Origin of the sequence: Streptomyces sp. C (assembly GCF_000158895.1) — a bacterium.
GTDB classification, from domain to species: Bacteria; Actinomycetota; Actinomycetes; order Streptomycetales; family Streptomycetaceae; genus Streptomyces; species Streptomyces racemochromogenes.
On record NZ_GG657750.1, the window covers coordinates 6,427,690 to 6,433,957 of the forward strand.

Genomic DNA, 6,268 nt, shown 5'->3' on the forward strand with positions numbered 1-6,268 from the left:
AGCCCCTGGGAACGGTGGAAGGGCGGGTAGGGGACAGCTCCGCGCAGCGGCAGCCCCCGGCCCCCGCCCCGCGTCGGTCGCGCCCCAGCAGGGGACGCCCCCGGACCGGGGACGGGCGAGGCCCGCCACCCCGTACGGGGTGACGGGCCTCGGGGGTCCGGTGCGCCGGGGTCAGAGGACCTCGGCGGCGATGTTCTCCGCGACGCGCTCCAGCAGGGGACCGGCGTTCGGGATGGACTTCGCCGGGTCCGGCTCCAGGTCCGTCAGCGGGTACGCCTTGCGGATGCCCGCCGCCTCCAGGGCCTCCTGCCCCAGCAGCAGCCGTCCGCACACCGCCACGACCGGCTTGCCCGCCGCCCGCGCCGCCGCCGCGACACCGGCCGGGGCCTTGCCGTGCAGGGTCTGCTCGTCCAGGGAGCCCTCACCCGTGATGACCAGCGTGGCCCGCTCCAGCGCCGGGGCGAAGCCCAGGACGTCGAGCATCAGCTCGATGCCGGGGCGGAAGCCCGCGCCCAGCAGCAGCGCGCCGTAGCCGATGCCGCCCGCGCCGCCCGCGCCCGGGGAGGCGGCGAGTTCCGCCGCCTTCGCGCCGATCGACTTCTCCAGCACCACCGCGAAGTGCGCCAGCGCCGCGTCGAGCGTCGCCACGTCCTCCGGCGAGGCGCCCTTCTGCGGGCCGTACACCGCCGCGCAGCCCTTCGGGCCGGTCAGCGGGTTGTCCACGTCGCTGGCGAGGACGAACTCCACCTCCGCGAAGCGGGGGTCGACCCCGGACAGGTCCGCCGACGCCAGCTGCGCCAGCGCGCCGCCGCCCGGACCGACCGGTTCGCCGTTCGCGTCCAGGAACACCGCACCCAGCGCGGCCAGCATGCCCGCGCCGCCGTCGGTGGTGGCGCTGCCGCCCACACCGAAGACGATCGAGCGCGCGCCCGCGTCCAGCGCGGCCTTCAGCACCTCGCCGGAGCCGTACGTGGTCGCCGTCAGCGGGGCGAAGGTCCCCGCCGGCAGCAGCTGGAGCCCGGAGGCCTCCGCCATCTCGACCACGGCGGTGCCGTCGCGCAGGGCGAAAGCGGCCGTGACCTGGTCGCCGAGGGGTCCGGTGACCCGTACCTCCCGGCGTTCGAAACCGGCCGCCACGGCGGCCGCGACCGTGCCGTCGCCGCCGTCCGCGACGGGGAGGGTCTCGACCTCCACGTCCGGTACGGCCCTGCGAAGGCCGGCCGTCACCCGCTCGGCGACCTGAACGGCCGTGAGCGAGCCCTTGAATTTGTCCGCGGCGATGAGCACGCGCGCGGCCTCAGTTACTGCTCCGTCCGTCACCTTGCTATCCCTTGCTTTCGAACAGTGCAGTCGCGCCACCATGAGCTTATCCGGAGGATCCTCCTATGCCCATGAGTGGCCTGGGCCACAAGCGGCGCGCCATGCGCGTAAATAGGGATATATCCCCGCATAGTGTGGCCCCATGAGCGCGGAATCACTGGAACAAGCACGTCCGGACGCCCCCGGAACGGGGTCCGGGGGTCCGGCGGACGACTCTCCCGACCTCGGGGTCGTCACCGTCGGGGTGCTCGCCGTGCTCGCCGTCGTCGGCTGGGCCGCCCTCGGCAAGGACTCCTTCGACACCGCCTCCTCCACCGCCCTGGCCTGGGTGCTGGCCAACTTCGCCTGGCTCTTCGTGATCGCCGCCGACGTCTTCCTCGTCATGTGCGTCGTCCTCGCGATCAGCCGCTTCGGCCGGATCCGTCTCGGCGCCGACGACTCCGAGCCCGAGTTCGGCAACCTCGCGTGGATCGCGATGATGTTCAGCGCCGGCATGGGCATCGGCCTGATGTTCTACGGGGTCGGCGAGCCGCTCACCCACTACCTCAACCCGCCCCCCGCCAGCGGCGCCGCCCCCGGCACCGGCGCCGCCGCCCGCGCCGCCCTGGACTACTCGTTCTTCCACTGGACCCTCACCCCCTGGGCGATCTACGGCATCGCCGGCCTCGCCCTGGCCTACGCGACCTTCCGCAAGGGCCGCGGCAACCGCCTCAGCTCCGCCTTCGTCCCGCTCATGGGCGAGGCACGGGCGGGCGGCGGGCCCGGCAAGGCCATCGACCTGCTCGCCGTCTTCGCCACCGTCTTCGGCACCGCCACCAGCCTCGGCCTCGGCGCCCTCCAGGTCTCCAAGGGCCTGAACATCACCACCGGCATCGAGGACTCCACCGGCGTCGAGCTGGTCATCATCGCCTCGCTCTCCGCCGCCTTCGTGCTGTCCGCGTTCTCCGGACTCCACAAGGGCGTCAAATGGCTCAGCACCCTCAACATCGTGCTCGCCGCCGCCCTGATGCTCTTCGTCTTCGTCCTCGGCCCGACCGTCTACGTCCTCGACGTCATCCCGGCCGGCGTCGGCAGCTACCTGCACGAACTGCTGCCCATGGCCTCCCGCACCGGCGCCTTCACCGACAGCGCCTGGCTCGGCGCGTGGACCATCTTCTACTGGGCCTGGTGGCTCTCCTGGGCCCCCTTCGTCGGCACCTTCATCGCCCGCATCTCCCGCGGCCGCACCATCCGCGAATTCCTCGTCGGCGTCCTGCTCGTCCCCAGCGGCGCGACCGTCGTCTGGTTCTGCGTCATGGGCGGCACGGCCATCCGCCTCGACTCCACCGGCGCCGCCGACCTCGCCTCCAAGGTCAAGGAGGGCGCCGAGGCCTCCCTCTTCGCGATGCTCGACGCCCTCCCCCTCGGCACCCTCACCTCCTGGGTCGCCATGGCCCTGGTCATGACCTACTTCGTCACCAGCGCCGACTCGGCCTCCCTGGTCATGGGCTCCCTCACCAGCCGCGGCTCCCTGCACCCGCCCACCTGGCTCGTCGTCACCTGGGGCGTCCTGATGGCCGCGGTCGCCGCCGTCCTGCTCGTCGCCGGCGGCCTGAAGTCCCTGCAGACCGCGACCATCCTGGTCGCCCTGCCCTTCGTGATCGTCATGCTGCTGCTCTGCTGGGCGCTGCTGAAGGAACTGCGCGAGGACCCCGGCGCGGGACCCGCACGCCACCCCGCCCTCCACGGACTGCGGGACGCCGTCAAGGCCATGGTCGGCGACGCCATCACCGAGCACGGCCAGACCCGCCACCCCCGGCTGCGCCGCGTCGCCGGATCCCGGGGGCGCGACCGCGAGGACGGCGACGGCACCTGAACGGGTTCCGCGCGGGCCCGCCCTGCGGGGAAGCCCGTACCGCCGGTTAGGGTGGCCGCGTGACCACCACGGATGACTTCGCCACCTACATCGCGAGCCTGCCCCGGGTGCTGGCCGGAGCCGCCGCCCTCTTCCGCGACGAACGGGGCCGGGTCCTGCTCGTCGAGCCCAACTACCGCGAGGGCTGGGCCCTGCCGGGCGGAACGGTCGAATCGGACAGCGGCGAGTCACCCCGTACGGCCGCCCGGCGCGAGAGCGCCGAGGAGATCGGCATCGACGTCCCGCTCGGCCGGCTCCTCGCCGTCGACTGGAGCCTCGGCGCCGGTCGCCCGCCGCTCGTCGCCTACCTCTACGACGGCGGCGTCCTCGACGCCGCACAGCTCGACTCCATCAGGCTCCAGGAGGAGGAACTGCTCTCCTGGAAGCTCGTCGAGCCCACCGAACTCACCGCCCACCTCCTCGGATCGCTCGGCCTGCGCACCCAGGAGGCGTACCGCGCCCTGGAGACGGGCGAGGGCACCGTGGAACTGGAGAACGGCCGCCGGCCGGTCAACCCCTGAACCACCCCGCGTACTTGGACTCCTCCGACCAGGGCAGAATCAACAGATGATCACGATGTACGCCTGGCCGAGCACGGCCGACGGGCCCGACGCCCTCCCCATGGTCCACTTCACCACCGACGAGCAGTCGGGCGGCGAGGTCTCCGAAGAGGGAATGCCGATCTGGCTGTTCGACACCGCGATACGCGAAGGCGGCTGGTCAGCCTTCGAGGACTTCGAGGGCTGGTCCGCGCCCGCCGAGGGCTGGCAGGCCTTCTACCGCCGCGAGGACGACGTCCTCGCCGTCACCGGCCCCGGCGCCTGCGAGGGCTGGTACCAGGGCCGGCTCGGCGCCGACGACGACTGGATCAAGGCGGCCGCCACCCAGAACAGCGTGGTCCTGCTCGCCGCCCCCGTCCAGCACCCGTCCCTCTACGCCTACGCCGTCGAAGCCGGCGCCGGCTTCGCCCTGCTCGCCCCGCTCGTGGTGATCTGACTCAGGCGCCGGCCCCCCTCTCGAACTCCAGCAGCCGCACCTTGCGCTCGATGCCGCCGCCGTACCCGGTCATCGAGCCCGAGGCCCCGATCACCCGGTGGCAGGGCACGATGATGCCGACCGGGTTCTTCCCGTTCGCCAGGCCGACCGCGCGCGAGGCGTTCGGCTTGCCGAGCTCCGCCGCAAGCTGCCCGTACGACCACGTCCGCCCGTAGGGGATCCGGACGAGCTGCTCCCAGACGCTGCGCTGGAAGGCGGTTCCCTCCAGCCGCACCGGCACGGTGAACTCGGTCAGCTCCCCGCCGAAGTACGCGGCCAGCTGCCGCCGCACCTCGGGGAACGGCTCCTCGGAGTCCGCCACCCGCTCGCCGAAGGACTCCTCGGCCGGCCGGTGACGCTGTCCGGTCATGTACAGCCCGCTGAGGACCCCGTCGGTGGCGACCAGGGTGAGCGGCCCGTACGGACTGTCGACGACGGTGTGGACCTTGCTGCTGACGGTGTTGACGGTGCTGGCGGTGCTGCTCACGACGGTGCTCCTTGCGCTACGGGCAGATGGTTGATCGGGTGGCCGTCGGTGGCCCACAGGTACTGGACGGCGTACGCGCGCCAGGGCCGCCAGCCGGCCGCCCGGGCGGTCAGGGCGGCGGGCGTGGACGGCAGCCCCAGCGCCCGCGCGGCCTTGCGGACCCCCAGGTCGGACGGGAGGAAGGCGTCGGGGTCGCCCAGCGCCCGCATCGCGATGACCTCGGTGGTCCACGGCCCGAAGCCGGGCAGCGCGGACAGCCGGGCGCGGGCCGCCTCCCAGTCGCTGTCGATGCCGAGCGGCAGCGAACCGTCGGCCAGGGCCGCGACCAGGGTGGTCAGGGTCGTGCGGCGGCTGCGCGGCATCGACAGCGACTCGGGGTCGATGCCGGCCAGCGCGGCGGGGGAGGGGAACAGGTGGGTCAGCCCGCCGTGCGGGTCCTCCACGGGCTCCCCGTACGCGGCCACCAGCCGGGCCGCGTGCGTACGGGCGGCCGCGGTGGACACCTGCTGCCCGAGGACCGCCCGTACGGCGAACTCCGCCGCGTCGACGGTACGCGGGACCCGGCGCCCGGGCGCCTTGTCCACGAGCGGGGCCAGCAGCGGATCCGTACGCAGCTGCCCGTCGACCGCCTCCGGGTCGGCGTCCAGGTCGAGCATCCACCGGCAGCGGCTGATGGCGATGGTCAGGTCCCGCAGGTCGGTCAGCGCGAGCCGGCAGCCGATGTGTTCGGGGCCGGGCGTCAGCGCGACCACCCCGGAGCCGTACGGGAGCCGCAGCGTCCGCCGGTAGGCCCCGTCACGCCACTCCTCCACCCCCGGGACGGCGGTCGCGGCCAGGTGCCCGAAGAGGTTGTCGGGGTTGAGCGGCGCCCGGTAGGGCAACCGCAGGCTGATCGTCCCCGGGATCCGCGGCTCGCCCCGCCCGCCCGTCCCGCGGCCCGCCCGCAGGCGCAGCTCGCCGGGGGTGAGGGCGAAGACCTCGCGGACGGTCTCGTTGAAGTTCCGGATCGAGGAGAACCCGGCGGCGAAGGCCACGTCCCCCATCGGGAGCTCGGAGGTCTCGATGAGCAGCCGGGCGGTCTGGGCGCGCTGCGCCCGGGCCAGGGCCAGCGGCCCGGCGCCGAGCTCGGCGCCCAGTTGCCGCTCCACCTGCCGGGTGGAGTACCCGAGCCGCAGCGCCAGCCCCGGCACGCCCTCGCGGTCCACCACCCCGTCCTGGATCAGCCGCATCGCGCGTGCGACGGCGTCGGCGCGGGCGTTCCACTCGGGGGAGCCGGGACTGGCGTCGGGCCGGCACCGCTTGCAGGCCCGGTACCCGGCCTGCTGGCAGGCGGCGGCACTGGGCAGGAAGCTCATGTTCTCGACCTTGGGCGGCACGGCCGGGCAACTGGGCCGGCAGTAGATGCCGGTCGTCCGGACCGCGGTGAAGAACCACCCGTCGAACCGGGCGTCCTTCGACTGCACGGCCCGCACGCAGCGGTCGGTGTCGGTGTACATGGCTCCAGCATCCCGGTAGCCCCGGCGGCGGGCTGG

At 73.6% G+C, this 6,268-nt stretch carries 6 protein-coding genes; 3 read left to right on the top strand and 3 right to left on the bottom strand.

Going from position 1 to position 6,268, the window contains the following annotated elements; all coding sequences use genetic code 11:
• Positions 1 to 171 precede the first annotated feature (171 nt).
• Entirely contained in the window at positions 172 to 1,320 is a 1,149-nt protein-coding gene (locus SSNG_RS28865) for a glycerate kinase (RefSeq protein WP_007267466.1), read from the bottom strand.
• Between the two features lie 142 nt (positions 1,321 to 1,462).
• Here SSNG_RS28865 and SSNG_RS28870 point away from each other — a divergent pair, with 142 nt between their 5' ends.
• Genes SSNG_RS28870 through SSNG_RS28880 form a run of 3 tightly spaced genes read left to right on the top strand, consistent with a single transcriptional unit; the run spans position 1,463 to position 4,210 of the window.
• The gene (locus tag SSNG_RS28870; RefSeq protein WP_042802171.1) at positions 1,463 to 3,175 is read left to right on the top strand and encodes a BCCT family transporter; all 1,713 of its coding nucleotides are present in this window, start codon (positions 1,463 to 1,465) and stop codon (positions 3,173 to 3,175) included.
• 59 nt (positions 3,176 to 3,234) lie between these two features.
• Positions 3,235 to 3,735, top strand: a complete 501-nt coding sequence (locus tag SSNG_RS28875) for an NUDIX hydrolase (protein ID WP_007267468.1) — start codon at positions 3,235 to 3,237, stop codon at positions 3,733 to 3,735.
• 46 nt (positions 3,736 to 3,781) lie between these two features.
• Positions 3,782 to 4,210 carry a hypothetical protein gene (locus SSNG_RS28880; RefSeq protein WP_042802173.1) on the top strand — a complete coding sequence of 143 codons (429 nt, stop codon included), beginning with the start codon at positions 3,782 to 3,784 and terminating at the stop codon, positions 4,208 to 4,210.
• Position 4,211: 1 nt separating this feature from the next.
• Here SSNG_RS28880 and SSNG_RS28885 read toward each other — a convergent pair whose 3' ends face one another.
• A complete protein-coding gene (locus SSNG_RS28885) occupies positions 4,212 to 4,736 on the bottom strand; it encodes a methylated-DNA--[protein]-cysteine S-methyltransferase (RefSeq protein ID WP_007267470.1) in 525 nt (174 codons plus the stop codon).
• On the bottom strand, positions 4,733 to 6,232 hold the full coding sequence (locus SSNG_RS28890; protein ID WP_007267471.1) for an AlkA N-terminal domain-containing protein: 1,500 nt from the start codon (positions 6,230 to 6,232) through the stop codon (positions 4,733 to 4,735). Before SSNG_RS28890 ends, SSNG_RS28885 begins: the two co-directional genes overlap by 4 nt.
• Between the last annotated feature and the right edge of the window lie 36 nt (positions 6,233 to 6,268).